The sequence below is a fragment of the Corallococcus terminator genome (assembly GCF_003611635.1).
Classification (GTDB): domain Bacteria; phylum Myxococcota; class Myxococcia; order Myxococcales; family Myxococcaceae; genus Corallococcus; species Corallococcus terminator.
Genome location: NZ_RAVZ01000038.1, coordinates 1 through 25,409, shown reverse-complemented (window position 1 = coordinate 25,409; position 25,409 = coordinate 1). Strand labels below are relative to the sequence as shown.

At 69.0% G+C, this 25,409-nt stretch carries 27 protein-coding genes and 1 pseudogene; 9 read left to right on the top strand and 19 right to left on the bottom strand.

All coding sequences use genetic code 11. From position 1 onward, the window contains the following. Positions 1 to 144: 144 nt before the first annotated feature. The 4 genes from D7V88_RS08400 (at position 145) to D7V88_RS08385 (ending at position 2,916) form a co-directional block, all read left to right on the top strand. Complete coding sequence (locus D7V88_RS08400) at positions 145 to 1,239, top strand: hypothetical protein (protein ID WP_120540088.1); 1,095 nt, start codon at positions 145 to 147, stop codon at positions 1,237 to 1,239. Between the two features lie 263 nt (positions 1,240 to 1,502). Next, positions 1,503 to 2,054 carry an AHH domain-containing protein gene (locus tag D7V88_RS08395; protein WP_120540087.1) on the top strand — a complete coding sequence of 184 codons (552 nt, stop codon included), beginning with the start codon at positions 1,503 to 1,505 and terminating at the stop codon, positions 2,052 to 2,054. A gap of 20 nt (positions 2,055 to 2,074) precedes the next feature. Next, positions 2,075 to 2,683 carry an imm11 family protein gene (locus D7V88_RS08390; RefSeq protein WP_120540086.1) on the top strand — a complete coding sequence of 203 codons (609 nt, stop codon included), beginning with the start codon at positions 2,075 to 2,077 and terminating at the stop codon, positions 2,681 to 2,683. Further along, the gene (locus D7V88_RS08385; RefSeq protein WP_120540085.1) at positions 2,680 to 2,916 is read left to right on the top strand and encodes a hypothetical protein; all 237 of its coding nucleotides are present in this window, start codon (positions 2,680 to 2,682) and stop codon (positions 2,914 to 2,916) included. The genes D7V88_RS08390 and D7V88_RS08385 overlap by 4 nt, the downstream gene beginning before the upstream one ends. Positions 2,917 to 3,018: 102 nt before the next feature. Here D7V88_RS08385 and D7V88_RS08380 read toward each other — a convergent pair whose 3' ends face one another. The 3 genes from D7V88_RS08380 to D7V88_RS08370 are packed head-to-tail and all read right to left on the bottom strand — an operon-like array spanning position 3,019 to position 4,333. Beyond that, positions 3,019 to 3,405 carry a DoxX family protein gene (locus tag D7V88_RS08380; protein ID WP_120540084.1) on the bottom strand — a complete coding sequence of 129 codons (387 nt, stop codon included), beginning with the start codon at positions 3,403 to 3,405 and terminating at the stop codon, positions 3,019 to 3,021. Positions 3,406 to 3,422: 17 nt separating this feature from the next. Next, complete coding sequence (locus tag D7V88_RS08375) at positions 3,423 to 3,893, bottom strand: SRPBCC family protein (RefSeq protein ID WP_120540083.1); 471 nt, start codon at positions 3,891 to 3,893, stop codon at positions 3,423 to 3,425. Beyond that, complete coding sequence (locus tag D7V88_RS08370) at positions 3,890 to 4,333, bottom strand: ArsR/SmtB family transcription factor (RefSeq protein WP_244238055.1); 444 nt, start codon at positions 4,331 to 4,333, stop codon at positions 3,890 to 3,892. Before D7V88_RS08370 ends, D7V88_RS08375 begins: the two co-directional genes overlap by 4 nt. Before the next feature lie 127 nt (positions 4,334 to 4,460). Here D7V88_RS08370 and D7V88_RS08365 point away from each other — a divergent pair, with 127 nt between their 5' ends. Next, on the top strand, positions 4,461 to 5,543 hold the full coding sequence (locus tag D7V88_RS08365) for an SMI1/KNR4 family protein (protein ID WP_120540099.1): 1,083 nt from the start codon (positions 4,461 to 4,463) through the stop codon (positions 5,541 to 5,543). Positions 5,544 to 5,570: 27 nt separating this feature from the next. Here D7V88_RS08365 and D7V88_RS08360 read toward each other — a convergent pair whose 3' ends face one another. Beyond that, complete coding sequence (locus tag D7V88_RS08360; RefSeq protein ID WP_120540081.1) at positions 5,571 to 5,804, bottom strand: hypothetical protein; 234 nt, start codon at positions 5,802 to 5,804, stop codon at positions 5,571 to 5,573. Positions 5,805 to 5,999: 195 nt separating this feature from the next. On the opposite strand from D7V88_RS08360, the gene D7V88_RS08355 reads away from it, so the two are divergent. Both D7V88_RS08355 and D7V88_RS08350 read left to right on the top strand, forming a co-directional pair. Next, on the top strand, positions 6,000 to 7,124 hold the full coding sequence (locus D7V88_RS08355; protein ID WP_120540080.1) for a sterol desaturase family protein: 1,125 nt from the start codon (positions 6,000 to 6,002) through the stop codon (positions 7,122 to 7,124). A 140-nt stretch (positions 7,125 to 7,264) separates the two neighbouring features. After that, positions 7,265 to 8,551, top strand: a complete 1,287-nt coding sequence (locus D7V88_RS08350) for an amidohydrolase family protein (RefSeq protein WP_120540079.1) — start codon at positions 7,265 to 7,267, stop codon at positions 8,549 to 8,551. Between the two features lie 41 nt (positions 8,552 to 8,592). Here the strand turns inward: D7V88_RS08350 and D7V88_RS08345 are convergent, their stop codons facing one another. The 10 genes and pseudogenes from D7V88_RS08345 to D7V88_RS42955 form a co-directional block, all read right to left on the bottom strand. Beyond that, entirely contained in the window at positions 8,593 to 9,231 is a 639-nt protein-coding gene (locus tag D7V88_RS08345; protein ID WP_120540078.1) for a hypothetical protein, read from the bottom strand. Then, the gene (gene rnhB, locus D7V88_RS08340) at positions 9,228 to 10,106 is read right to left on the bottom strand and encodes a ribonuclease HII (RefSeq protein ID WP_120540077.1); all 879 of its coding nucleotides are present in this window, start codon (positions 10,104 to 10,106) and stop codon (positions 9,228 to 9,230) included. The genes D7V88_RS08345 and rnhB overlap by 4 nt, the downstream gene beginning before the upstream one ends. Positions 10,107 to 10,396: 290 nt before the next feature. Beyond that, on the bottom strand, positions 10,397 to 10,786 hold the full coding sequence (locus D7V88_RS08335) for a carboxypeptidase-like regulatory domain-containing protein (protein ID WP_244238054.1): 390 nt from the start codon (positions 10,784 to 10,786) through the stop codon (positions 10,397 to 10,399). Between the two features lie 67 nt (positions 10,787 to 10,853). Beyond that, positions 10,854 to 12,179 (bottom strand): tetratricopeptide repeat protein, encoded by a 1,326-nt coding sequence (locus tag D7V88_RS08330; RefSeq protein WP_244238053.1) that lies wholly within the window; start codon positions 12,177 to 12,179, stop codon positions 10,854 to 10,856. Positions 12,180 to 12,200: 21 nt separating this feature from the next. Continuing rightward, a pseudogene (locus tag D7V88_RS45470) lies at positions 12,201 to 12,290 on the bottom strand (B-box zinc finger protein); the annotation flags it as partial. A 17-nt stretch (positions 12,291 to 12,307) separates the two neighbouring features. Then, on the bottom strand, positions 12,308 to 14,080 hold the full coding sequence (locus tag D7V88_RS08325) for a M61 family metallopeptidase (RefSeq protein WP_120540074.1): 1,773 nt from the start codon (positions 14,078 to 14,080) through the stop codon (positions 12,308 to 12,310). Between the two features lie 39 nt (positions 14,081 to 14,119). Beyond that, positions 14,120 to 15,484 (bottom strand): RsmB/NOP family class I SAM-dependent RNA methyltransferase, encoded by a 1,365-nt coding sequence (locus D7V88_RS08320; protein ID WP_120540073.1) that lies wholly within the window; start codon positions 15,482 to 15,484, stop codon positions 14,120 to 14,122. A 264-nt stretch (positions 15,485 to 15,748) separates the two neighbouring features. Next, a complete protein-coding gene (locus tag D7V88_RS08315) occupies positions 15,749 to 17,422 on the bottom strand; it encodes a metallophosphoesterase (RefSeq protein WP_120540072.1) in 1,674 nt (557 codons plus the stop codon). A 241-nt stretch (positions 17,423 to 17,663) separates the two neighbouring features. Beyond that, positions 17,664 to 18,458 (bottom strand): helix-turn-helix transcriptional regulator, encoded by a 795-nt coding sequence (locus tag D7V88_RS42960; RefSeq protein ID WP_158625040.1) that lies wholly within the window; start codon positions 18,456 to 18,458, stop codon positions 17,664 to 17,666. Between the two features lie 40 nt (positions 18,459 to 18,498). Beyond that, entirely contained in the window at positions 18,499 to 19,029 is a 531-nt protein-coding gene (locus D7V88_RS42955; protein WP_158625039.1) for a hypothetical protein, read from the bottom strand. A gap of 270 nt (positions 19,030 to 19,299) precedes the next feature. Between D7V88_RS42955 and D7V88_RS42555 the strand changes: the two genes are divergently transcribed. Beyond that, positions 19,300 to 19,500 (top strand): hypothetical protein, encoded by a 201-nt coding sequence (locus D7V88_RS42555; RefSeq protein WP_147448661.1) that lies wholly within the window; start codon positions 19,300 to 19,302, stop codon positions 19,498 to 19,500. Between the two features lie 51 nt (positions 19,501 to 19,551). Beyond that, on the top strand, positions 19,552 to 19,974 hold the full coding sequence (locus D7V88_RS08305; protein ID WP_120540070.1) for a hypothetical protein: 423 nt from the start codon (positions 19,552 to 19,554) through the stop codon (positions 19,972 to 19,974). 206 nt (positions 19,975 to 20,180) lie between these two features. Here the strand turns inward: D7V88_RS08305 and D7V88_RS08300 are convergent, their stop codons facing one another. The 5 genes from D7V88_RS08300 to D7V88_RS08280 all read right to left on the bottom strand — a co-directional run. After that, a complete protein-coding gene (locus D7V88_RS08300) occupies positions 20,181 to 20,990 on the bottom strand; it encodes a hypothetical protein (protein WP_120540069.1) in 810 nt (269 codons plus the stop codon). Next, on the bottom strand, positions 20,987 to 21,697 hold the full coding sequence (locus D7V88_RS08295; RefSeq protein ID WP_120540098.1) for a DUF4956 domain-containing protein: 711 nt from the start codon (positions 21,695 to 21,697) through the stop codon (positions 20,987 to 20,989). The genes D7V88_RS08300 and D7V88_RS08295 overlap by 4 nt, the downstream gene beginning before the upstream one ends. A gap of 5 nt (positions 21,698 to 21,702) precedes the next feature. Further along, positions 21,703 to 23,415, bottom strand: a complete 1,713-nt coding sequence (gene tmk, locus D7V88_RS08290) for a dTMP kinase (RefSeq protein ID WP_120540068.1) — start codon at positions 23,413 to 23,415, stop codon at positions 21,703 to 21,705. Positions 23,416 to 23,421: 6 nt separating this feature from the next. Beyond that, positions 23,422 to 24,141: a VTC domain-containing protein gene (locus D7V88_RS08285; protein ID WP_120540067.1), complete on the bottom strand. Its 720-nt coding sequence runs from the start codon at positions 24,139 to 24,141 to the stop codon at positions 23,422 to 23,424. A gap of 12 nt (positions 24,142 to 24,153) precedes the next feature. Next, positions 24,154 to 25,409: ICP22 family protein (locus tag D7V88_RS08280; protein ID WP_120540066.1), on the bottom strand; the 1,256-nt coding region annotated here is incomplete at its 5' end.

Below are 25,409 nucleotides of genomic sequence, written 5' to 3'. Positions count from 1 at the left end.
CTGTCCAGGAGGCTGGTACGGCCCCGAGGAGGCGCGGTGCAAGGTATGTGGCCTCATCGGGATGGACGAGCACCCGGGAGCGCATAGGGTCTTCCTGGGACAGCAAGTCGAGGAGTCGGAATGCTCGCCGTCACAGGAGTTGGGATGGTTTCGGCGCTCGGGAATGGCGTGGTGGACGGGTGCGCGGCCAGCAGGGCGGGCATCGTACGCATCGCTCCGCTCGACGAGCCCTGGCTGTTCGACCCGGATGGTGGCGAGGGTCAACCCGCCCGGGGGCACTCCATCCCATGGGTGACCGCGGGATTCACCGGACTCGGCAGGCTCGCCGCGCTGGCGGAGGCGGGGCTTCGAGACCTTGCACGAAGCGTGGAACTGGCCGACCTCTCACGGTGCGCGCTCTATGTCGTCGCCCCGAGCGACATCCACCGCCGACTGCTGGAGGAGCAGGGCCTGCTGCCCGAGGAGCACGAGGCGCGAAGGGAGGTCTACTCGACGCGGCTGCTCCCCACCCTCCTCAAACACCTGAAACCCAGCTTCCCACCTCGCTTCCAGCGCACGCTGTTCGGTGAGGCTGGCCTCTTCGAGGCCCTGCGTGATGCCACCGAGCGGCTCCGCCTCGGGCAGGTGGACCGCTGCATCATCGGCGGCCTGGACAGTCTGGTGGATCCCCAGGTCACATGGGCCCTGTACCGGCTCGGCCTTCTCAAGGGCCCTGAGCGCCCCACGGGAGTGCTGCCAGGGGAAGCCGCTGCGTTCGTCGTCCTCGAACTGCCGACACAGGCCTCCCGCAGGCGTGCGCGAATCGAAGCCCGCTTGGAAGCCTACGAAGCCGAAGCCGAGCCCTTCCACCGCCGCTCACGACAGGCCGCCGTGGGCCAGGCATTGTCCCGATGCATCCGGGCCACCCTGGAGGCCCTCCCGGACCAAGGGAAGGAGACCGGACTGATCATCGCAGCCCTGAATGGGGATGCCTACCGGGCCCAGGACTGGGGCACGGCGCTCGTTCGTCTCCGAGACCTGAACCTGGGTGAGTCACGCCAGTGGTCCCCTGCCCAGAGCTTCGGGGAGGTCGGCGCCGCGACCGGGCTCGTCGGACTCTGCATGGCCATCCGGGCATTCGCCCGCGGCTATGCGACGACCCGCGGCGTCCTCGTGTGGACCGCGGGAGATGATGGAAGCCGGGGCGCCTTGTATGTCAGGGCTCCGGACAGGCAGCCCGATGAAGACGGGAGGAGATAGATGACGACCGGCAAGCACGTCGCGCTCTCGAAGCTCAAGGACCACAAGGACGAGAAGGGCTGCGTGAACAAGCACGAGGTCGCCTTCGACAAGCCGACCTATCCCAACTGCGCCTACAAGCCCAATGGCTACAACGCCATCCTGAGCGAATTCGTGAAGGGCACCGCCACGTCAAAGCGTTCCCTCTACGAATACGACTTCACCCAGATGCATCCCGAAGGCAGCTCCATTGATGGGAATCCGCGTGCGCGCCTCCCGCCCAGATGGAGACCTTTTCCTCCACCGGCCGGCAATCCAATGCGGAGAAGGAACTGGGACTGCCCCGCAAGGTCCACCGGAACACCGACCCGCGCCACAACGCCAAGGCGTGGCACCTCGAAGGCCAGAACTACAAGGTTGGCCACCTGCCCTTCGGCCACGAGTACCACCACCTCATGCCGGAGGAGGCCATTTCCGAGGCACTGACCGAGAAGGAAGCGGAGGTGCTCCAGGCCGCCAGCTACAACATCAACGCGGGCAAGAACATCATCATCCTGCCCATCACCCAGGATGTCGCCTTCGCACTGATGCTGCCGAAGCACAAGGGCTGGCATCGCGCGTACAACACGTCGTGCATCAGCCTCCTCAACAGCTACAAACAGTCGCTCTCCGAAGATGAGGAGGGGCACGAAATCACACCGGCCAACGTGGGCGGCATTCGCACCAACATCGAGATCTGGGAAGACAATACCTACAAGGTCCTCGTCAATGTCGGACGAGCGGTTGCGATTGCCCAGAAGGCCGCGGCCAAGGTCAACGACGTCTTCAAGAGATAGGCAGGGAGGCGGACTTGGAAATGGAAACGACTGGGGCAGGGACGAGCGAATACTTCATCCTGGAGTGGGCGGCGCTCGACGGATATTGCGCCGTCTTCAAGCTTCCGGAAGGGATGCCGAAGATCCACAAGCCCGCGCGCGGCATCCGCATGGGAAGCGAGTACCCGGACGGGCTGCGATTCAGCATGGCGAAACAAGAGCCCGGGCTGAAAATCGCGGACGTCATCGCGAACGCCGTGAACTACTTCATGGTGTCGAAGCGGATGAAGGAATTCCTGGCGCGGCATTCCGGGGCCGACATCGAGTTCCTCCGGTTCGTGCTGCTGAACCATCGCGGACGTGTCGCGAGCGAGGACTGTTACATCGCGAACGTCATCGGCATGCAGGACTGCGTGGACATGGACCGGTCGGACGGGGACCGGGACGCGCTGAAGCCGGACCGCTTCATGTACCTGCGTCGCCTGGTCCTGAAGGAGGACACGCTCGACCCGTCGGCGAAGCTCTTCCGCATCGCCACGGCTCCTCGGCTGATGATCGTCCGCAAGGACCTCAAGGAGCAGGTGGAGCAGGAAGGCGTCACGGGCATCACCTGGTACCCCGTGGGTTCGGAGGTGGAAATCACCCTATGAGCCATGACTCCGTGGACGTTGCCCGGTACAACATGTCCCTGACCCTCCGCTCCAGCCTGGAGGGCATGGTGCGCCAGGACGAGTACGAGGCCGACCATGTCTCGAACATCTGCGTGGCGTACCGGGTGCTCGGCATCTGCGCGCTCTTGCAGACGGCCGATGTGGATGCCTTCGCAGAGCTGCTCTGCAAGTCGGGGCAGGCCCGGCTCTGTGCTTGCCCTGGCGAGGTGTGACAGGGGGAGGGGCAGGTGGGGGAGCGCGGCAGTGGTGCGTCACCGGGTGCTGCGCCTTCTGGACAAAAAAGGGGCCTCCCCACACAAGGGCCCGAGGATGCGTCACACGGAGACGGACGCCACCGGCTGGAGGACATAGCGACCGTACGCCACGAAGGCGACCAGCCCCCCCATCACGAGCGCCCAGATCATCGGGTTCTCGGGCGTCAGCTTCGTCGAATGGGTCGCGTACAGCGCGGCGAGCGCGAACGTCTCGAACGTGAGCACCGCGGCCGCGTGCGCGGTGAGACCGGGCATCCACTTCAACGCCGCCGGAATGATCAGCAGCACGCCACCGGCCATCTCGAGGACGCCGAGTGCCCGCCATCCACTGAGAGGGACCTCACTGAACTGGCTCGCGACCTGCTGAAACGAGAATGCCTTGTACGACCCGCCCGCGAGGAACAGCAGCGCGAGGACGGCCTGAAGAATCCAGAAGACGATGTTCATGGGTGGTGGCTCGGTGATCAGGCCTTGAGGGCCGGGTGGTCGTTATCGGGAGAAGGCAGGGCGGCGCCGCCCGAGGCTTCCTTGAGAGTCTTGGCGAGCTTTCCGTGCATCATCTTCCAGCCGTACTCGGCGCCGTGGAACGCGGAGTCCTCCTTGAAGCCGGAGTGCTCGAAGATCACGCGCGTCCCATCGCCATCGGCTTCGAGGCGGTAGCTGACGCGTGTATCCAGCCAGCCCTCGCCGACGACCCACGTGAACTCGAGCTCGGATGGAGGAAGGCACTGGAGCACCTCGCAGTGCACGACGAGGCCATCGAATTTGGCCCGAGGGTCCGGGGGCACGCGGAACGTGAAGCGATGCCCGACGCGCGGCTCGAAGTCGTTCGGGTACATCCAGTCGGTGAGCGCCTCGCGGGTCGCGAGCGCGCGCCACACGGCGGCGGGAGACTGCGTGAACTTCAGCTCCCGTCGGATTGTCTTCGTCATCATCGCTTGTCGCCCTTCTCAAGGTGCCGCCGCAGGCGGGTGAAGTTGTCGTCCCAGAACCGCTCGTAGTGAGCGATCCAGTCGCGCACCGGCTCCAGTTGCTCCGGCACGAGGCGGTAGCGCCGTTCCCTGCCGTGCCGTTGCTCGGTGACGAGGCCCGCCCCGAGCAGCACGCGCAGGTGCTGGGACACCGCCGGGCGGCTCATCTCGAAGTTCTCGGCGATCTCATTCACCGGGCGGTCGCCGTCGACCAGCAGGTCGAGCATGCGGCGCCGCGCCGGGTGGCTGATCGCTCCGAACACCTCTGGCTCCGTGTGCATCATCGCCCGCAGATAATGCGTAAGGAGATGCTTACCTGTCAAGCGGCTGGAAGAAAGTGGAGCGGATGCGTGAGCGGGCCGGGCAAGGCGGGTGCGCAGGAGGTTCGCGTTGGATGTCTTCACCTGTCCCTGGAGTGCCTCTACGCTTGTCCGGAGCCGGCGCCTTCACCGTGACGCCGGGTGGCGTGGCGCCCGAGCAAGCTCACCATGCTCCTGGAAATAGGGGATGCGGCAGGTATGGTTCGGCACGATGACGACCGACCTGCGCCCCAAGAGCGTGCCTCCCGAAGCCACCTTCGATGCCGATGCCAACCTCTGGCGGGACGGAGGCCCCAACGACTCGCGCGAACGCCTGTGGATCCATCCGTCGGGCCTCCTGCTGCTCGACGCCACGCGCAAGGACGGCAAGCTCGATGGAGAGATCAAGTGGTCGCTCGGCATTCACCAGATGTCCGAGCACGCGCCGCGTGTGGCCCTGCAGGAGGCGCTCGGCCTGCCGAAGGGGCCGACCAACACGATGATCGCGACGTTCGCGGACGGTGCACTGGTCCAGGTGTGCTTCCGTCCCGGCTTCGACTTCCCGGACACGCTGCGGGTCGAGCTGCGTGACGGCGTGATCGACGGTGCCGTCGAGTGGGTCGTCGGGCCGGTCCAAGGGGCACTGTTCGAGCACGCTGGCGCCACGCTCCTGCCCAAGGTCTTCAAGATCCCGAAACCATGGCCCCATCGCGTGATGGCGGTCTTCGCCAAGGGCAAGCTGAAGAGCACGACCTACTTCGCCAAGGACGGCACGACCCTCGACGTGAGCAAGACCGCGCTCACCGCGTGGGGTGAGGCCGCCGAGGCGAGCACCCTGACCGGCTACATTGAACGCGGCGACTTCGCGGCCGACGCGGCGCGCTTCTTCCCGAAGGCGCCCCGCGTGTCGAAGCCCGGCAGCGAGAAGGTTCGTGCTGTTCCCTCAGGTCGCGCGCTAGACGAAGTGGTGATGGGCGGTGGTGTTCCGTCGATGACCCTCGCCTTCGACTTCGACAGCTACGGCTTCGACTGCAAGAAGGAGGAACTGTACGGTGCCGCCGACGACAAGTACGTCGGCATCGCGAGCGACGGCTCTGGCGAGATGTTCCTTCTCGACGTCACGACGGGAGCCGTCGTCCGCTACGCGCACGAGGAAGGCTCTGTCGCGCCGGCCTTCACCTCGCTCGATCACCTCGCCTTTGCGCTCCTCCGAGTCGAAGCGGCCGCGAAGAAGATGATCCCGAAGGCGAAGCTGTCGGCGCTGTTCAAGAGGCTGGGCCTCACGATGGCCGACACGCTCCTGAAGGAATACTGAGGGCGCGGTCCTGGATCCTCCGATGCTCTAGTAGCCGGCGCCGCCGCAGTGATTGTTCATGCCGTCCTCGGTGCCGTACGGGATGCCGTCCTCGCAGACCTTGTGGCTGGGCGCGTACACGTCCTGCCAGATCATGCCTCCGGGGGAGGGGACCAGGGTGAACGCGGAGCCGCCGAAGTTCGACGTCCAGAAGCCCATGACGTCGGGGCTGCCCTGCACGGTATCGAGCAGCTCGGAGATGTTCTTACGCGTGTAACGCATGGAAATGGTTCCTGGTGATGGGGGGAGGCCGCGAAGGTCGAAATCCTAGGTAGCAGCGGGGGAGGGAGCAAGCCGGGCCGGGGCCTCGGGAAGGCTCACCCCGCGCGGGGCGCGTCCTTGAAGAAGCACGCGTCCTGGACCTTCACGGAAGTGGCGTAGGCTTGCGCCTGGCTTCTTCCCTCCTGGACGGTTTCCTTGGACATCCTTCTCGCGCCCGCCCGGCGCATCGACCTGGGCAAGCGCGCCGGCGTCACCGGCGGACTGCTCGGCGTGCTGTGCGTCGTCGCTGAGTTCTGCTTCCTCTTTCCCCACGTGCTCGTCTCCAACGACGGCCGTGCGTTCTACGCGGAGCACCTGGAGGTCTTCCGGGGCATCCTCCAGGTCTCCATCATCCTCACCTTCCTGCTGGGCGCCTTCAGCGTGATGACGCTGCGCTCCAAGGCGCACGGCGGCATCGCCATGGCGCTCGCGCTGGTGGCGCTGCTCTTGGGTGGCGGCGAGGCGGAGCCCCTCACGCACAATCCCCGGGCGATGAGCGCCGGCCTGGACTTCTTCGCGTTGGACCTGCTGGTGCTGGGGCTGGTGTTCATCCCCATGGAGCGGCTGTGGTCGCTGAACGAGCAGAAGATCTTCCGCACCGGCTGGCAGACGGACCTGAAGCACTTCTTCGTCAGCCACGTGGGCGTGCAGCTCATCTCCTTCTCCGTGCTCATCCCCGTGCAGGTGTTCCTGTCCTGGGCCGTGAAGATGGACTTCCAGGCGCACGTCGCCGCGCAGCCCGTGTGGCTCCAGTTCTTTGAAATCCTGCTGGTGGTGGACCTGGTCAGCTACTGGGTGCACCGGGCCTTCCACACCTTCGGGTGGATGTGGAAGTTCCACGCCATCCACCACTCCACGCTGCAGATGGACTGGCTGGCCAGCTCACGCAGCCACCTGGTGGACGTGCTGGTCAACCGCTTCGCGGGTTTCGTGCCGGTGTTCCTGCTGGGCTTCCACCCGTCCGCCATCTACGGCTACCTGGTCTTCGTGTCGTTCCACGCGGTGTACATCCACGCCAACGTCAATCACCGCTGGCCGTACCTGCGCTGGGTGTTCGCGACGCCGGAGTTCCACCACTGGCACCACACGTCGGATGACGAGGGCATCGACAAGAACTTCGCCGTCTTCCTGTCATTCATTGACGTCATTTTCGGCACCGCCTACCTGCCGAAGCACTGGCCTTCGCGCTACGGGACCACGAATTTCCAGCCTCCGGAGACGTACCTGGGGCAGCTCGCGTACCCCTTCCAGCGGCACGACGAGAAGACGCCCTACGGCTAGAGGCATGTCAGTCGAGCAGCTCGGCCAGGTTCGCTGCGCGCAGGACTGCCTGGATTCCGGCGTCCTGCTTCTCCTCGGGGCTCAGCTTGAGACCGTGCTGGTTGAGGATCCGCGTTGATGAAGGTATCCGAGAGGTGGGGATGATGAAGCGGGTCGTACTTCTTTTCTGGCTGGCCACCGCTGGCTGCGCTTCGAGCCAGCGGCCAGCTGACGCCGATCGCTGGCTCCTGACAGCCGCGCGGCTCTATGTGGCGCCGGATGAGCCTCCCATGGACAACGCCTGGGTGCTCGTGAGCGGCGGAAGGATTGAAGCCATTGGCTCCGGGGCGGTCGCTCCGCCGGCCGGGATCCGGCGGGCGGCCACCTGCGGTGGAGGGGTGATCACGGCCGGGTTCCAGAACAGCCACGTTCACTTCACGGATCCTGTGTTCGCCGAGGCCGCCAGCCGCCCGCCCGACGCGCTCCAGCAACCCTTGAGTCGGATGACCACGCGCTTCGGCTTCACGACGGTCGTTGATACCGGATCCGACCCCGCGAACACCGAGGCCCTTCGCCAGCGCATCGCGCGCGGCGAGCTGCGGGGGCCGGCGATCCTCACCGTCGGAGCCTCGCTGTATCCGGAGCGCGGAATTCCCTTCTACCTGCGTGACCTGCCGCCCGCGCTGCTGCGACAGCTACCGCAACCCGCGACGGCGGATGAGGCCCGCGCCATCGTGCGCGAAAACTTCGAACACGGCGCGCAGGGGACCAAGCTGTTCATCGCCACGCCCCAGGGGCATGGTGAGATCCGCCGCATGTCCGCGGATGTCGCGCGCGCCGCAGTGGATGAGACCCACCGGCTGGGTGGCCTGTCCATGATGCACCCCACCGATCCCGAGGGGGTGAGCGCCGCCGTGCAGGCCGGCGTGGACATCCTCGTGCACACGACGATTGATCCGCCGAAGTCCACGTGGAGCGCCGAGCTCATCCGCCAGATGGTCGCGCGCAACGTTTCCGTGGTCCCGACGCTGCAACTCTGGGGATACGAACTCGCCAAGGCAGACGTGCCCCCCCACATCCGCGATGCCATCGTGACGGATGCCGAACGGCAACTCGCGGCGTTCTCGAGCGCCGGTGGCCAGGTGTTGTTCGGCACCGATGTCGGGTACATGGCGGACCTGGATCCGACGCAGGAATACGTCCTCATGGCCCACGCGGGGCTGACGCCAATGCAGATCCTCGCGTCGCTGACCACCGCCCCCGCGGCGCGCTGGCTCGCGGGCGAGCGCCGTGGCCGCGTCAAGCCGGGGCTCGACGCCGACCTCGTGGTCCTCGGCGGCGATCCCTCCACGGACGTTCGGCGGTTCACCGACGTCAAGTGCACGATCCAAGCTGGCAGGGAGCTCTTTGTCCGCTCCGCGGAGAGCGACGATCCGTCGGGCCGCTGAAAACCCGCACCCCTGCTGCGTCCTTCCCGCCGTGACGCCCTTCAGCGCGCGGCGCGTTGCAGGTGGATCATCGCCTCATCCAGCAGCGCGGCCACGCCCCGCTTCACCACGTGCACCACCTTGTGGTGATGCGCGGGCGGCCCGTGCGTGTAATGGCCGGACACCTTGTGGTGCAGCTCCGTGGCGCCCCACACCAGCACCAGGTCCGCCCACTCCAGGTCGCTCCGAGCCCGGTCCGACGTGCGCCGCTCCGTGCCGTCCACCATGCGCAGGTCGATGTGGCCGCCCAGCTTCGACTCCAACTCCTCGCGCACCGCGGGTGAGCCGCCCACCACCACCACGCGGTTCACGTTGCGGGCGTTGCACACCTCCAGGAACGCCACCTCCGCGCGCCGGTTGGCCGAACCGCCGCACCGCGCGCAGTGACTCCGGGGCTCCACACGCAGGGGCTCCCGGCCGCTCGCCGTCGCCACCTGGAGGCAGGCGGGATCCGCGCACACCTGGAAGAAGCGCTCGGCCAGGACCTCGGCCGCTCGCATCAGCTTGGGCTCGCTCATGCGCGCCTTGCCTGGCCGCGTGAGCCCCACCTCCTCCAGCACGCCCCTTGCTCGCACCCGAGCGTCCATCAGCGTGACGCCCCGCTCCGCCAGCCAGCCGTCGATGTCCCGGTCCGCGCTCATCGCTTCGCCACCTGATCAGGAGTAGCAGCGAACAGATCCGCCTGCATCGGGACGGGCCCGGAGGGCTGCTCCAGGCCGAGCGCCTCGCGCACCGGTCCGAAGCTCCGTCGGTGGATGGGCAGCACCCCCTTGGCCTGGATCGCCGCCACGTGCTGCGCGGTGGGGTAGCCCTTGTGGGCCGCCAGCCCGTAGCCCGGGTAGCGCGCATCCAGTTCGGCCATGTGCCGGTCGCGCGTCGTCTTCGCCAGCACCGACGCCGCCGCGATGCTCAACGACAGCGAGTCGCCCTTGATGATGCCCCGCTGCGGAGAGGGGCACTGGGGAATCGTGCGCGCGTCCACCAGCACGTAGTCCGGCGTCATCCCCAACCCCTCCACCGCGCGCCGCATGGCCAAAAGGCCCGCGTGGTAGATGTTGAGCCGGTCGATCTCCTCCACCTCCGCCTGGCCCACCGCCCACGCCACCACGTCGCGCTTGAGGGCCTCCGCCAGCGCCTCGCGCTTGTCCGGGTCCAATATCTTCTTCGAGTCGTCCAGCCCCCGGAGCCGGTAGCCCCTGGGCAGGATGGCCGCGGCGGCGACGACGGGGCCCGCGAGCGGCGCCATGCCCGCCTCGTCCACCCCGGCCACCTTCAGCAGGCCCTGCTCCCACAGCTCCGTCTCGAACTTCAGCAGGTGCCGCAGTCGCTGGCCTTCCGCCCGGTTCTTCTCCTGGCGCGAGCGCAGCTTGCGCGCGAGCCCCTGCGCGCCCTGTCGGGGATCGGCCTCCAGCGCTTCCAGCAGGCCCTGGGGGACGGACTGCGCCTGGGTGATGAACCGCCCCGTCAGCTCGGTGACCGAGCATTGGAGCAGCACTTCCACACTGTCTGCGGGCATGGGGGACCTTCAGGGGGTGCCACGGAAATGCCTACCCGGCGGGTAGCGCGGTTGCACGGCCTACTGGAGCGGGGGAACACCAGTGCCGCGACAACACGTCCAGGCCGCCGCCTTCAGGCACACCGAGCGGGCGGCCTGGAGAAAGGGGAGCCTGTCCGACGCGAGAGCGCGCATGCGGGTTTGACGCATGGCGTAAGCCGTACCGCACGCGGGCAGGTCAACACAACCGCCGGACGGCCCGGGGCGGTGGATTTCCGCGCGTCCCGGGCCCCTCTGGCGGGTCTTCGACGTCAGTCCTGCAATTCGAGCGTCAGCTCGGCGGGAACAGGCGTGCAGTGGCACGCGTCGCAGGTCCACTCCACGCGTTCGGCGGGCGTCACGTGCGAGCCCGCGGTGGCCACCACCCGGATGGGACTGGGCGCGAGGTTTTCGTTGATGGCCGTGGTGAGGCCCCGGTCATCCGTCACGCCGGTGATGCTGACATTGCTCTCCAGGTTGGTGGCCGTCACGGTGGCGCCCTGGATGCGCGCGCCGTCAGACGACACCACGTGGACGCGCAGCGACAGGGGCTCCGCGCACGGGTCCTCCTGTCGATTGGCGCTCGGGGCTTCATCACACCCCGTCACCAGCACGCTCGCGAGGAGCCCCAACCACCCATACGTCCGAAACCGCTTCCCCATCCCCACGCCCCCAACCCGTCCCATGCAGGCAATCTGGTACCGGAGGGCGGGTGACGCAACGCGAAGGCTACGCAGCGGGCGGCACCCTCGCGTGGGCAAAACGGGCGGCATCCGTGTCCGGATAGCGATGCAGGATGTACCGGTAGAGTTCCTCCGCGCGCACCGTGTTTCCCATCTTCTCCCCCTGCACGCGCGCCAGCAGCACCAGCGCGCGGGGCGCGGTGGGCTCCTCGGGCGCCGCATCCGCCGCCGCTTCCAACGCCGCGACCGACAGTGGGAAATCTCCTTCCACCGCCGCGGCCTGTCCAATGAACAGATGGTGCGTGGGCGAAAGCTTCAGGCGGGGCAGAACACGCAGGGCCGCGTACAGCGCGAGCGCCTGCGCCACGTCGCGCGCGTCCACCGCCTTCGTGAACGCAGCCAGCCGTGAGGTCACCTCCGCGGCGGACAGGAGCTCCGGCTGGGGCTCGGGTTCGGGGGCTTCGGGCGTGGAGGAGCGCAGCGGCGGGGGCACGCGCCCTGGCGCGGTGTTGCCCAGCACGGGCTCCAGGAAGTCGCGCGGGGGCAGGTAGCCCAGGGCATCGCCGTACACGAACAGCACCAGTCCCAGCACGTTCGCGGCGGCGAAGGGTGCGATCAACGTGAGCACCTCCGCGAACCACCGCGACACGAAGAAGATGTTGAACTCCAGCACCGCGCTTGCCTGCCGGTGCATCGCCGCGTGGACGACGGCCAGCACCGCGAACACCCCCATCACCTGGAACGCGTCGCGCCCCAGGGCCCGGAGGCACGCCAGCGCACGGACGGGGTGGAGCGCGCCGAGAATCGACTGGCCCATGGAGGCCAGCAGCCACGCCCACGGCAGCCACAAGAAGCCCAGCAGCAAGAGCCCCCAGGTGAGCGGGTCCTCCACCGCGGCCGGAGACATCACCGTCTCCAGGGGAGCGCCAAGGAACTGGATCAGCGGGTGCTGTTGCGCCGGCGGTGCCAGGGACAGGGCGCGCGCGAGCGCTGGCAGGAACACGCCGACGGTGACGCACAGGCCGCGCAGACCGGGCATGACGTTGTCGCGGATGACATCGGTGAAGTCGGGGGCCTGCGGATCCGGATCCCCCCGGGCCGCGCCCTTCACGAGCGCGAAGAACGTGGTCCAGAAGATGCCCAGCGCGAGCGTCAGCGGCAGGACCTGGATCAGTCGGATGCCGCCCCCGAGCGTGCGCAGGACGGCCAGCATTGTGCCGACGGCCAGGAGCATCTGCAGGCCCGGTCCGGTGAGGGGAAAGCGCAGGGCGTCCTTCAGGCGCTGCCGGAAGTCGAAGTCCGAACGATGGCGCAGGAGTACGTTCGCCGTGCCACCGCAGCGGCCACAGGCGAAGTACTCCACCGGGCCCATGCGCCGGGTCTCCACGCAGGAGGGGCACAGGGGCGACTCGCATTGCTCGCACCTCCAGCCGGCGACGGCGGCCGGATGGGACGGGCACGTAGGGGAGGCGGGGGCGGCCATGATGCCGCGGAAGCCTACTACGCCGGGCCGGGTGTCTCGTCCCAGGGCGCGCCGAGCCAGGCCTGGAACGCGGCCTTCTGCGCGTCGGTGGGACGCTCCACGCGCTGGAGCCACACGGCATCCGCGGGCTTCTGGCCCAGCACCACCGGCACCTCCAGCAGCCGGTCGCGGCGGAACAGCGTCACCGTCACCGTGTCGCCCGGGCGCTTGTCCTCGCAGCGGGCGATGAGCCCCGCGCCGTCCACGCGCCAGCCGTCCAGCGCCACCACGTCGTCCTCCGGGTAGAGGCCCGCCTCCAGCGCGGGCGTGCCCTCCGGCACGGTGGACAGCGTCGCGGCGCCGCGCAGGGTGACGCCCAGCCAGCCCTTGGGCTTGGGCTCCTGCTTGAGGCGCGGCGGCGTGCCGCCCTTGTCGTTGGGGGCCTCGCGCACGCGGAAGGACACCTCCAGCCCCACGTGCGCGAAGACGCCGTAGTCCAGGTCCTCGGTGGAGCGCACCGCCCGGTCGAAGAAGGGCGTCAGGTCCACGCCCGCCACCGTGCTGGCCGCCTTCTCGATGCCGTCCTCGGGCACGCCGTCGCCGTCGCCGTGGTGTCGCCAAAGCCATCGCATGACGTCATCCAGGCTCTTCGCGTCCCGCGTGGCGCGGCGGACCTCCAGGTCCAGGAGCGCGCAGACGACCTCGCCCTTCAGGTAGTAGGAGACGGCGCTGTTGGGGGAGTGCTCGTCGGGGCGGTAGTGCTTCACCCAACTGACGAGCGACGCCTCGGTGAGCGTCTGCACGCGGCGGCCCGGGGTGGAGTGCAGCAGGCTGAACGTCTCTCCCAGGCGGGCCAGGTAGCGCGCCGCGGACATCAGCCCGGCGCGGCGCACGAAGAGGTTGTCGTAGTAGGCGGTGCCGCCCTCGAAGGCCCACAGGAGCGTGGTGTAGTTCTCCTGCGAGTAGTCGAACGGCACCAGCGCGCGCGGCTTCACGCGCTTGATGTTCCACAGGTGGAAGTACTCGTGCGCCACCAGCGTGAGGAAGTCCTCCCAGCCCCTGAAGGAGGAGAGGCCGGTGCGCGGGAAGAGCAGCGCGGTGGAGGCCTGGTGCTCCAGCCCGCCCCGGCCCTTGTCGGTGAGGTAGACGAGGAACAGGTAGCGCTTCAGCGGAAGGCCGTCGTACATGCGCGCCTGCGCTTCGCAGATGCGCTGCATGTCCGAGCACAGCCGGTCCGCGTCCGGCACGCTGTCGCCCCAGACCACCACTTCATGCGGCACGCCCGCGGCGGTGAAGGTGAGCGGGGTGTGCGGGCCCACTTCGAACGGGCTGTCCACCAGCGTGTCGTAGTCGGGCGCGTGGAACGTGCTGCCTTCGGAGTCCAGCGCGCAGAACGTGCGCCAGCCCGGGGGCGCGTCCACGGTGACGTGGTGGGGCCGCTCGCGCGTGGCCTCCGTGTAGATGAACACGGTGGCGCCGTTGAAGTAGCCGTGGCTGCCATCCAGATGGCTGGTGCGCACGGAGAGCTCGTTCGCATAGACGCGGTAGCGCAGGGTGACGGCGTGCCCCCGCGCCTCCACGCGCCAGGTGCGCTTGTCCACCCGGCGCACCGGCAGCGGCTGGCCGCCTTCGTCCACGGCGCTGACGTCCTGCACCTGGCGCGCGTATTCGCGCACCAGGTAGCTGCCCGGCGTCCACACCGGCATCACCGCGTCGAGCGTGTCGGGCCCGGCGGGGAAGGTGGCCTCCACCTCGAACAGGTGCGCATGCGGACGGGGCATGGCGACGCGGTAGTGGATGGCTGGCGACATGGCCGGGATGCCTTTCTCGCGGGGGGGCCGCGGGCGGGATTACTTCGCGCGGACGAGCACGGCGCCGAAGAAGCCGTCGGTGCCGTGGAGGTGCGGAGCAAGGCGCATGAACGGGCCGGGCCCCACCTTCTTGCCCAGCTCCGCGCCCAGGATTTCGGCCACGGGGCGGACGGTGAATTCGGGGTGGCGGGACAGGAAGTCCTCCACCACGTTCTCGTTCTCCTCGCGCAGCACGCTGCAGGTGCCGTAGATGAGCCGGCCGCCGGGCTTCACCAGCGTGGAGAAGCGCTCGAGGAGCGCCTTCTGCCGGGCCACGTGCATCTCCAGGGACTCCGGGGTGAGGCGGTAGCGGGCGTCCGGCTTGCGGCGGAAGGTGCCGGTGCCGCTGCACGGCGCGTCCACGAGCACGCGGTCCGCCTGGCCCTTGAGGGGCGCGAGCGCGGCCTCGGCTTCCGGACCTTCGGGCGGGATGATCTGCGTGCGCACGTTGTGCACGCCGGCGCGGCGCGCGCGCTTGCGCAAGTCCTCCATGCGGCCTTCGTCCACGTCGAGCGCGTGCAGGTCGCCGCGGTTCTTCATCTGCGCGGCCAACTGGAGCGTCTTGCCACCGGCGCCCGCGCACGCGTCCACGACGCGGGTGGGCGGCGCGTCCACGAGCATGCCGAGCAACTGGCTGCCCTCGTCCTGGATTTCGAGCCAGCCGTCCTTGAAGTTCTGGAGCGAGAAGATGTTGAGCCGCGTCTCCAGCGTGATGCCCAGGGGGGACAGGGGCGTGGGCTTCGTGGACTCCACGTCCTCGGCGGCCAGGCGCGCCTGGAGCACGTCGCGGTCGCCCTTGAGGGCGTTGACGCGGGCGTTGAGCGGGGCGCGCTCGTTCATCGCCTCGGCGGCGCGGCTGGCGTCCTTGCCGAAGACGGCGCGGAACTTCTCCGCGAGGAAGTCCGGCAGCGACGCGGCGATGGGGAAGCGCTTCGCGTCGGGCAGGGCGTCGAGTTCGGCGGCGGCGTCCGGGAGGCGGTCGAGCACGGTGAGGTCCGTGCCGGACAGGCCGCTGGTGCGCGAGACGTAGTTGGGGTCCTCGCCGTGGAGGATGCGGGACGCGGCCAGCCGCATGACGTCCTGGCGGGTGCCGTCCAGCGTCTCGAAGTTGTGCTGGGAGTGCTCCAAGAGGAAGTCCACGGTGCGCTGGCGGCGCAAGAGCGCGTAGACGCGCTCGGCCACGGCGCGGCGTTCGGTGGAGTAGAGGAGCGTCTTCCTGCGCAGGACGAACTCCAGCGCGCGGTCGGACAGCCGGCCCTCGCGGCGCACGCCGCCGTAGGCTTCGAGGCAGGCCTGGAGGACCAGGTCCTCGCGCAGGGGGCGGTTCGGGTTGGGACGGGCGCGCTCGTGCTGGGCGCGGCTCATCTTGGGTTTGTCGGGGCGTCCGCTGGCTTCCTTGCGCTTCGGTGCGCCGGTGCGGGGCGGGTGGAGCCCGCCGCCACCCTTTGGCTTCGAGGCGGCACCGCGGGAAGGTCCAGGCTTGCGAGTCGTGGCCATGTGGCATGGGCCTTCGCATCCCCCGGGCCGGCTTGACAAGCAGGGAACGCAAAAGACGCCCCCGGAAGGCCCCGAGGGACCGGCCGGCGGGCGTCCGAGCGCCAGTCAGGAAGGGGATTTCCGGGGACTGGGTCAGCGGCCGCGGCGTCGGCGGCGGACGAGGCCCGCGACGAGGAGCGCGGCGGCGGGAATCAGGGCGGCCGGCCCGGCGGAGCAGCCTCCGCCCCCTTCCGAGTCATCCCCGGGCGTGACGCCCGGCGTCGCAGGCGTGGAGGGCAGTCCCGGGCGCGGGTTGCTGGTGCCGGGGTCTTCCCCGGTGCCCGGGTCGCTCCCCGTGCCGGGGTCTTCTCCGGTGCCCGGGTCGGTGGTGCCGCTGGCCGTCACGGTGACGACGGTGGTGGCGCTCACGGGCGTGGCGCCCTGGGCCGTGGCGGTGGTGGTCACGGTGTAGGAGCCCGGCTGGGTGTAGACGTGCTCCACCTGGAGGCCCTGGGCGGTCACGCCGTCGCCGAAGTCCCACGCGACGGTGGCGCCCGCCTGGGAGGCCGTGGCGACGAACGCGGCCGTGTGGGGGGCGGGGCCGCTGGCGTCGCCGACGGTGACGTCGAGCGTGCCCTGCGGAAGCGGGGGAGGGGCGGGCAGCTCCTTGGTGAGGGAGAAGGAGTCGAGCACGCCGCCGTCCGTCTTCACGAGCTTCGCGGTGAGGGTGCCCTCCACGACGTCGACGTCGAGGAAGCCATGGGCCGCGTCATCGCGCAGGACGCTCCAGGACGGGCGGGAGGTGGCGAAGGCGCGCAGCGTGGCGCCGCCGCCGCCCACGACGAGGTAGGGGATGCCGCGCTCGCTCTTGCCGGCCTCGGCGTCACCCAGCATGGGCTTGCTGCGTTCGTAGTCGTGGTCGTGGCCGGTGAGGACCAGGTCCACGCCGTACTTCTCGAACAGGGGGCCGAACTGGCGGCGCATGGTGAGCTGCGAGCCGTGCTCGCCGCTGGACCAGGACGGGTGGTGGAAGAAGACGACCTTCCACGGCTGGGTGGTGGCCGCGAGGTCCTTCTCCACGAACGCCTTCTGCGCGGCGAGCGAGCACTTCGAAGCGGAAGCGAGCCCGATGGCGCAGTTGGAGTCGATGGAGACGAAGTGCACATGGCCCCAGTCGAACGAATAGTAGCGCTCGGAGCCTTCGGCGTTGTTGGTGGGCAGGTAGAGGTTGTCCAGGTAGGGCTGGGCCTCGTTGGTCACGTACTCGTGATTGCCCGGGGTGGCGAACATGGGCACCTGCGCGAGCAGGGCGGCCATGGGGGTGAAGAGGTTCGTCTGGAACTCGGTTTCGGTGCCGGACGCGTAGGCATTGTCGCCCAGGGCGACGAAGAGCTCCGGCTTGTTGGTCAGCATGGAGGCGGCGACCTTCTTCTGGTCGCTGCCGCCCGTGCCGAAGTCGCCCACGGCGGCGAAGTGCACGCGCCGGGTGCCGGTGACGGGGGCGGTGCCGAACGTCTTCGCGGGGGTCGTCTCACCGCACGCGTCCACCGAATACGTATAGGTGGTGGCGGGGGAGAGGCCGGTGAGGACCACGGCATGGACGCGGGCCGAATCCGTCGAGCGCGCCACCGTGCTGGTGTTGCCGACGCCATAGCGGACCTGGGCCGAGGAGCAGTTCGAGGCCAGCCGGAACGCCACGGTGGCGGTGTCGGGGCCCACGCGCTGAAGGTAGGGATCACGCGGCAGGGCGAGCGCGGTGCCCGAGGCAAACCCTGTCACAAGCAGGGCAGCCAGGGTGGCGAGCGATAGAGACTTCGTCCGGTCCATGCATCCTCCGGCCCGAGACATTCGGGACGCCGGCCCAACCGTTCATGGTCGAACGTTCATCCGAAAAACGTCCCTGAAGGGGGAGACAGGCGGACGAGCGGTGCGTGGGGCCGAAGGCTGTGGGAACAGGGATTCGGGTGGGTGCGCGACATTGAGGGATAGGGGAACAGCGGGCAGGCGGGCTTGTGCAGCCCGGACGCTGCATTGCCCGACCGCGTGGGAGCCAAGGAGCGCGATGCCCTCAACTGGCGTTTGCGCGACGGGTGGCCAGCACGGAGGGCGGACAGCCGAACTCACGCCTGAAGGCCTGGGTGAAGTGGCTGTGGGAGGAGAAGCCCATCGCGAGCGCGACGTCGGTGAGGTTGCCTGCGGCGTGCTCCAGCTCGAAGAGGGCGGCGCGCAGCCGCAGGCGGGTGATGTGCGCGTGCATCGTCTCACCCGTCACCGCTCGGAAGACGCGGCTGGCGTGAAAGGGTGACGTCCGCGTCGACGCCGCGAGCGCGCTCACCGTCAGCCGCTTCGTGAAGCATGTGGCCATGACGTGCTGGAGCTCCTCGGCGAGCCGGCGCCAGGCGGGAGAAATGGCCCGCGGACACCGCGGCGGTGCGCAGTCTTCCGCGTGGAGCTGGTGGACCAGGGCCAGCGCTGCCTCCTCGCGAGCAAGGGGCGCCTCGGCGCGGAGCATCTGAATGTGCAGGTGCGCGGCGTTGGCTGATACCCGACGCGTGTGGGCAGTCGAGCGGGGAGCCCACTGCTCCGCCGTGATGCCCCTGAGGAGCACCAGGGTGCCGCGCTGTGGCCGCTCCGTGGGGGCTTCCATCCAGTACTCGTTGCCCGGGGTGTTGAGGGCGGCCAGGGTCGAGTCCACCACGCTGCGGAGGCGGCCATGCGTGCGCAGGTGGAGGCCTGTCTGGAGCAGGTCCAGCTCGTGATAGCGGGCCTGTTCACGCCACGGGGCGCGCTGTCCGCCCGCGCACGTCCATTCGCCCACCAGCAGCTCGGGCGTGGTGACGAGCAGACGGAGCGGGCACGGCAACTCCCATTCCTGGTTCATGTGGCGAGGATGGCGGAGTGGCTCACGGAGTGGAAGTCGGCAGCAGCTCGGGCGGAAGCGGGTTCGCCGCGTCCTCGGTCTGCCAGACGACGCTGGTGACCCACCAGCGCGTGCCGTCGAAGTAGAACTGGAGGTGGTTGACGCCCCGTCCGGGCTTGCCCTCCCCCGGCCCGCTGCGCGATTCGTAGGTGGACTCGACGTGCGCGATGTTGCCGTAGCGCCGCACCGTCCGGTGGACCTCCCACTCGCGGAAGCCCACGCGGACCAGCAGCTCCGTGGCCTCCACGAATCGAGCGTGGTCGTACACCTCCACCGTCCGGCCGATGGCCACGAAGTGAACCCAGGGGCTGTACAGCGCCCTGTCCCGCGCCCACTGCCGAGGGGCGTCCGGCGCGACGTTGACCACGTCGTAGAAGGCCCGCATCGCGCCATCGAGGGTCGAGACGTCCTCGGGGCGCGCGGCGATGGAGTCGGTGACCTCGGCTCCACGCGCGGGCGTGTGGCGACAGCCGGAGGCGAGCGGCAGCAGACAGCAGGCAAGGAGGGTGCGCATGCCCGCAACATGGAGAATGCCGCGAGTGAGCCGCTATCAGGATCTTGCGCGCTCGCGGGCCTATGCGGGAGCGCGCTTCAGGGGAGGCTTGAGAGGGCGGCCGCGCTGTCTCCAGCTTCGAAGACTTCCGGAGGGGATGTGTTCTCACAGACGTCACCCCGTGAGGCCACTACCGCGCCAGTCATTGGGGAGTCTGGTCGGGAATGCGGTGCGAAGCGGTTCGCCTTGAAGGCGGGGAACTCGGCCGCAAGCGGCCAGTCCTGAGCGGACATGCGTGTCCTGGTCAGCCTGTCTCCGGAGGCCGGAGTTGTCGTGGATGTCGAACGGGGCTTCTACGCTCCGGCCCGCCTGCTGGATGACGTGGAAGAAAGCCTGCGGGACTATCTGACGATGTACGAGGCGGTCCTCAAGGAACGTCACATTCCGCTCCCCTATGCGGAGGCGATTTCAGGGGAGGGTGACGGCGGGTAGGTCAGGTTCGGGAGCGGTTTGCGTCCAGGCAGTTTTCCCGAGGCTGAGGCCATGACTGCTGTGCGGGTGGGCGAGTCCGAGTGCGGAGATTGCGGTCGCCCCGTCGAGCTGATCGCCGGGCAGGTGGCCTCTGAAGGGCTCCGATGGTGGGCGTCGTACACGTGTGCCCACTGTGGCCGCATGATTGAGATGGACGGCTGGGGCATTCCGGAAGCGTCCTTCCGCGAGGCCTTCCTGCGGGCGGATGGAACCTGGGGCTTGAAGATCCACGCATCCGGTTCCCAGGCGGTGCTGGCCCTGAAGCTCTTGCGCGCGGAGCTGGGGCTCTCCCTCGTGGAAACAGGAAGGCTCCGGGACAGGATGACCGGGGTCGTGACCGAGGTGACCCTGGCGGAGGTGCGGCACTTGCAGCAACTGCTGGGAAGAAGTGGGGTCGAGACTTCAAGGATCCGATTGGACGCCGAACATGGCTGACCTGCCGGGAGCACCCATGTTGGAATCCTGGCTGAGGCCTCCGGGCGCTATCTGATCTTCACGTGTTCCTGCGGAATCGCGGAGGACGGTGTCGGTTTAGGCTCTTCAAGCCCTTGCGGCGGCGCTATCTGGCTGGGCGCGAGGAGTTGCCGGGGGCGTTGACTCGGCCAGCGCCCCAAGACGCCAGCCCGAGCCGACTCACGAACCTACGGCTTCTTCACATCGAACGAGACCAGCTCCTCCGTCCGTTCCCCCTCCTCGCGGACCTTGCCCACGCCGGGAACGAGCCAGTACATCCGCTGCTTCTCTTCCTTCACCTCGCCGTTCTTGTTCAGCTTGTCGCGCTGGACCTTGATGGCATTGGTGAACGTGCCCGCGGGCGTCGTCACCGTCACGTCCTTCTCCAGCACCTTCCAGACGTAGGTCGGATCCTTCCCCTCCGTCCCGCCCGCGTCATACGTGATCAGCTCGCGCACCGCGTCCTGGTGCTCCCAGGGCACGGAGGCCGGCGTCGCCGCCAGGGACTTCATCATCGCCGGGGACCAGGTCGTCGCCCGCGTGCGCAGGCCGTCCGTGATGTCCTCCTCGCGCAGGCGCACCACCAGCCCGTTGGTCAGCTCCAACTGCCACGAGTTCTCCTCGTAGACCGTGCCCGTCGTCGCCGTGCGGTCCTGCCGGCTGTGCACCTTGATCGCCGTCATCTGCGTGTCTGGCACCGTCTCCGGGCCCAGCACCGTCACCGTCTTGTTGAACACCCCGCTCACCGGGTCGTTGATGCGGTAGGTCCACGTCGAGCCCTGCGTCAGCGGCCACAGCTTCGTGAATTCCTGCGGCTTGTTCTCCCCGCCAGTCTGGCCGTTGTCCGGATTCACCGCGTCGCCCGGCAGGTCCACCGTGCCGTCCGGATTCGTCGTGGGCGCGCCCGGGTCGTTCCCCGTGGGCAGGCTTCCGCCGCCACCACACGCCGCCAGGGAGCCACACGCCGCGAACACCACCGCCCATTTCCTGAACTTCATGTCATCTCCTCCCGCGCGCCCTTGGCGCTCACCGACGTCCACCGCAACCCCCGCAGGGCTGCCCCTTCCGTCTTCCCCAACGCCGCCGCCAGTGTCCCGGGCTCCGGCTCTTCCACTTCCAATTCCAACCGTCTCGCGGAGAAGTCCAACGCGCAGCTCTTCACCATCACGTTGCGCTCCCCCAGCGCCTTGCGCAGCGTCGCCTCCGCGCGCACCAGGTCGTCCGACTGCGCCGACAACACCAGCCGCTGCTTCGCGCCCGTCGCTGGCGCCTCCTTCTTCTCGAACAAATCCAACACCAGCAGCAGCACCATCACGAACGCCGTGCCCACGCTCGCCAGCACCAGGTTGCCGTGGCCACACGCCATGCCCAGGCCAATCACCAGGAACAGGATGGCCGCGTCGCGCGGGTCCTTCAGCCCCGAGCGGAACCGCACGAACCCGCCCAGCCCCACCAGGCCGAACGCCTTCGCCACGCTGTCTCCAATCACCGCGGTGATCACCGCCGCCGCCGCGCAGAGCAAAATCTGCGCCTGCACCATGTCTGACTTCGGCAGCGGCTTGCCCATCACCAACCGCCAGGGCCGCGACGACAGCAGCGCTCCAATGAGCGCCGCCGCCAACAACCGGGGCAGCATCGACGCCATCGACAGCGACTGAAGCTCCCGCTCCACGTCCTGGAACACTGTCGCGAACGGACCTTCCATGGGCGTCATGCTTCCTGCCGTCCCAGTTCCGTCGCGGACGTCTCCACCGTGGGCCGCACCGTGCGTCCCGCCTGCTCCAGGGTCCGCGCCTGCGCCACCACCGCATAGGCGTTGCGCAACACCGGCAGCTTCCCGGCCTGCTCCGAAAGCACCCGCTCCAGCAGCGCCCGCGTCTCCGCCACCAGCGGCAGCCCCCGCATCGAGGACACCACCGTCGCCGGCCACCGCCGCGCCGCCGACGCCCGCAGCTTCCACGCCCGCGGGCTATCCATCCCGTCCACGGAGTCCAGCGCCTCCTTGGTGAGCGGCGCCCCGCGCTCGCGCATCTCCCAGGCCCGGGGAGTATCCACCCCGGTGAGCGAGCGCAGCACCAGCTTCAACGCGCCCTTCTCCAACTGCTCGCGCAGCCCCACCGCCAGCGGCGTCTCCAGCCCCGTGGTGCTCTTGAGCACCGCCAGCCGGTCGTGCTTGAGCAGCACCTCGCGCAGCGCATCCGCGCGCTCCGTGGCGAGCCCTCCCAGGCTGCGCGCCACCTCGGCGTACAGCTTGCGCTGCATGCCCGCCTCGCGCACCACCCAGGACTCCTCGCCATCCACCCCGGCGAGCCCCAGCAGCACCGCGCCCAGGTGGCCGTCCTTCATGCCCCGCTCGCGCAGCGCCCACGCCTGCGGCGAGTCCTGGCGCTTGAGGCCCTCCAGCACCTCTCCCGGCGCCCGCGCGTACAGCCGCTGCCGCAGCGCGTGCGAGCGCGGGGAGGTGACGAGCCCCAAACCCTCCGCCACGTCCACGGGAACGCTCGCCATCAGCACGTCGCGCAGCGTCCACGCCGTGTCGTCGTCCAGGCCCGTCAGGCTGCGGGCCACCAGCCCCGGCAGCCGCTCCGCGTACGTCAGCCGACGCTGGTGCGCGGGCAGGCCCGGGATGCCATTGAGCAGCCACACCGCGAGCTGTGGCTCGCGCGCTTCCAGGCCGTCCAGTGCGTGGAAGAAGCGCTGCTCCACGTCGTCCACCGACGCCTCGCCAGGAAGCGGCGGGGCAGGGGCGGGCACCAACCGCTGCACCGGCTGCTCACGGCCCTCCAGCCGCGCGACGACGGCCTCCACCAGCCGCTGCTCCAGCACGCGCAGGGGCTGGTCGTTGTTCTCCAGGATGATCCACCGCGCCGGATCCTTGCGGGCCTGCTCCAGGAACGCCTCGCGCACGCGCACCGCCAGCCCCGCGCCCACCAGGCCCTTGCGGCTGTCCGTGTCGTTGGCGCGCCCGCTCTGCAGCTTGCCCAACCGCTTGCGCAGCCGCGCCAGCTCCGGATCCACGTCCACCAGGATGACCAGGTCCGGCCACAGGCCCTGCGAGGCCAGCTCGCAGGCGGGCAGGAGCGCGTTCTCCTTCAGGCCCCGGCCCCCCGCCGTCAGCGCGAGCTGCGAATACAGGTAGCGGTCGGTGACGCACACCTCGCCCCGCTTGAGCGAGGGCGCGATGACCTCCTCCAACTGCTGCGCATCCCGCGCCAGGTTCAGGAAGAACTCGGCGCGCGGCCCCATCTCCAACAGCTTGGAGTCCCGCGTCAGTTCGCGGATGCGCCGGGCCGTGGGCGACTGCAATTCGCCGCCTTCCCGCGCATGCGTCACTTTGTAACCCAGCCGCTTGAGCCGCGCGGTGAGCAGGTTGGACAGCGTCGTCTTGCCGCTGCCGTCGATGCCTTCGAAGTCGATGAACACGGTGCCCTATCCCCCTACAACCCCAACCCCGGCCGAAGCGAAGGCATGAACCCTCGCCATACCTTCCGCGAACTTGCTGTAGGCCGACGCGCCCCCCGGATTGAGGGCCGCCAGCCACCCGGGCAGTGCCGCCCCGAGGTGCTTCACCTCCACCACCACCCGCGAGTCCTCCCACAGCGGCATTCCCAGGCGTTCCACCGTCAGCGCGATGGGCGACAACGCCAGCTCCGGCGACACCTGATGGAAGCCGATGTCCCGGTCCACCGTCACCCGCCACGCCTGGGACACCTGATACACGTGCCGCCGGTACGTCACCGCCAGCACCGGCATCAGGCTGCCGCCCGCGATGAGCGGCAACAGGCTCACCCCGCCGCGAATCGCCCGGCCCAGCTCCGCGCGCGGAACCCAGACACGCCGCTTCTGCGTGAGCCCACCGCGCTCGCGCTTCACCTCCAGCACCACGCGCTCACGGCCCGCCGTACCCACGTCTGGTGAATACTCCTTCGTCCTCACCTTGATGCAGTTGTCCGGCGTGAGGATGGCGCGCTCCGCCAGCGGATACCCCGGCTTGTCGAAGTACACCGACACGATGCGCGTGGGCGGCGGCAGCCCCCCACCCAACTCCTGCGACAGCCGCGCGCACACCGCCCCGGCCTCGGTGCCTTGCAGCACCACCTTGAATTCACGACGCAGCTTGGTGACTTCGCCTTCAGCGAACGAGATCATGGTCGTGTCTCCTCACCGGAAGCGGGTGGCGAGCTGCAATGACAGCTCAAGTGCGGGCTCCAGATCCCCCGGCCGGAGCGCACGCTCGGCCTGGACCTGGGCCTTGAAGGAATCCGCCAGCAACACGTTGAAGCCCCCCGTCAGCGCGTGACCCCGCGCCTGGATACCACCCTGCAATTGCAAGGCCTCCGCCCCCACCATGGGCTGCACGGCCCAGCCGTCATGCCCCACCGGCACCGTCCAGTACGCGAGCACCGACTGCGACATGAAGGGCCCCAGCGGCAACTGGCCGCGCGCCACTTCCCCCGTCAATGACAGACCCCACAGCGTCACTTCCGCGTCCGCCGCCGTCGCGTACTGCTGCGTCCCGTCGATGACCTGCGTGAGGTACGTGCTCGCGCCCACGGTGAGGAACTTGAAGGGCCGCACGCTCAGGCGCGCAGCTCCGTCCTCGCTCAGCCGTTCCCCGCCCGGGCCCTCGCCGCCTTCGAAGAGGCCCGCGGACAGCTTCAGGCCCCAGGCCTCCTTGAGCCGCACCTCGCCCATCAATCCCAGACGCCGGCCACCCAGCTGGTTGGTGTCCGTGAGGTAGTCCTCCACCAGGCCGCGCCCCTGCAGGGGCAGGCTCCACGCCGACTCCAGCGAGCGCTGGAGGAAGGGCGACTTGAAGCGGCCCGCGTACAGGCGCAGTTGCTTGGCGTCGTTCGCCAGCCGCACGAAGGCGTCCTTGAGGATCGTCTTGGAGGCGAGATCCGCGCTGACCTCCGCCTCCAGGTTGGACAGCGACGCGGCCACGCCCACGCGCGCCGACTCGATGCCCAGCTCCCGCTGGTACTTCGCGCGCTCGTCGGCGGTGCCCTGTGCGAACACGCGGCCGAACACCCGGATGCGCTGCTGCGGCTTGCCCTTGTCGTCCGCCTTGTCCGCTTCGTCCGGCGCCTCGCCCAGCGTGTCCGCGCCCTTGTTCTTCTTCTTCGGGCCCGGCACCGCCGCGTCGGGCACCGGCGCGCTCGGATCATCCACCTGCTCCGGCGAACCCCTCACCGGCCCCTGTCCAGGGCCGGGCATCGCCTGCGCCACCGCGCCGTCCAGTGCGTCGTCCGGCGATGAAGCCGTGGAGGTGTCCGCGCTGTCTTCCTGGTCGACCTCAAGCGGTTGCTCCGCTTCGTCCTTCGCCGGGTCTTCCACCGGTTCGGCTCCCGCCACCGCCGGAAGGCCCAGGAGGACCGCGACGAGCAAGCCCCGCCGCCACCCCTTTTCCTCCATCC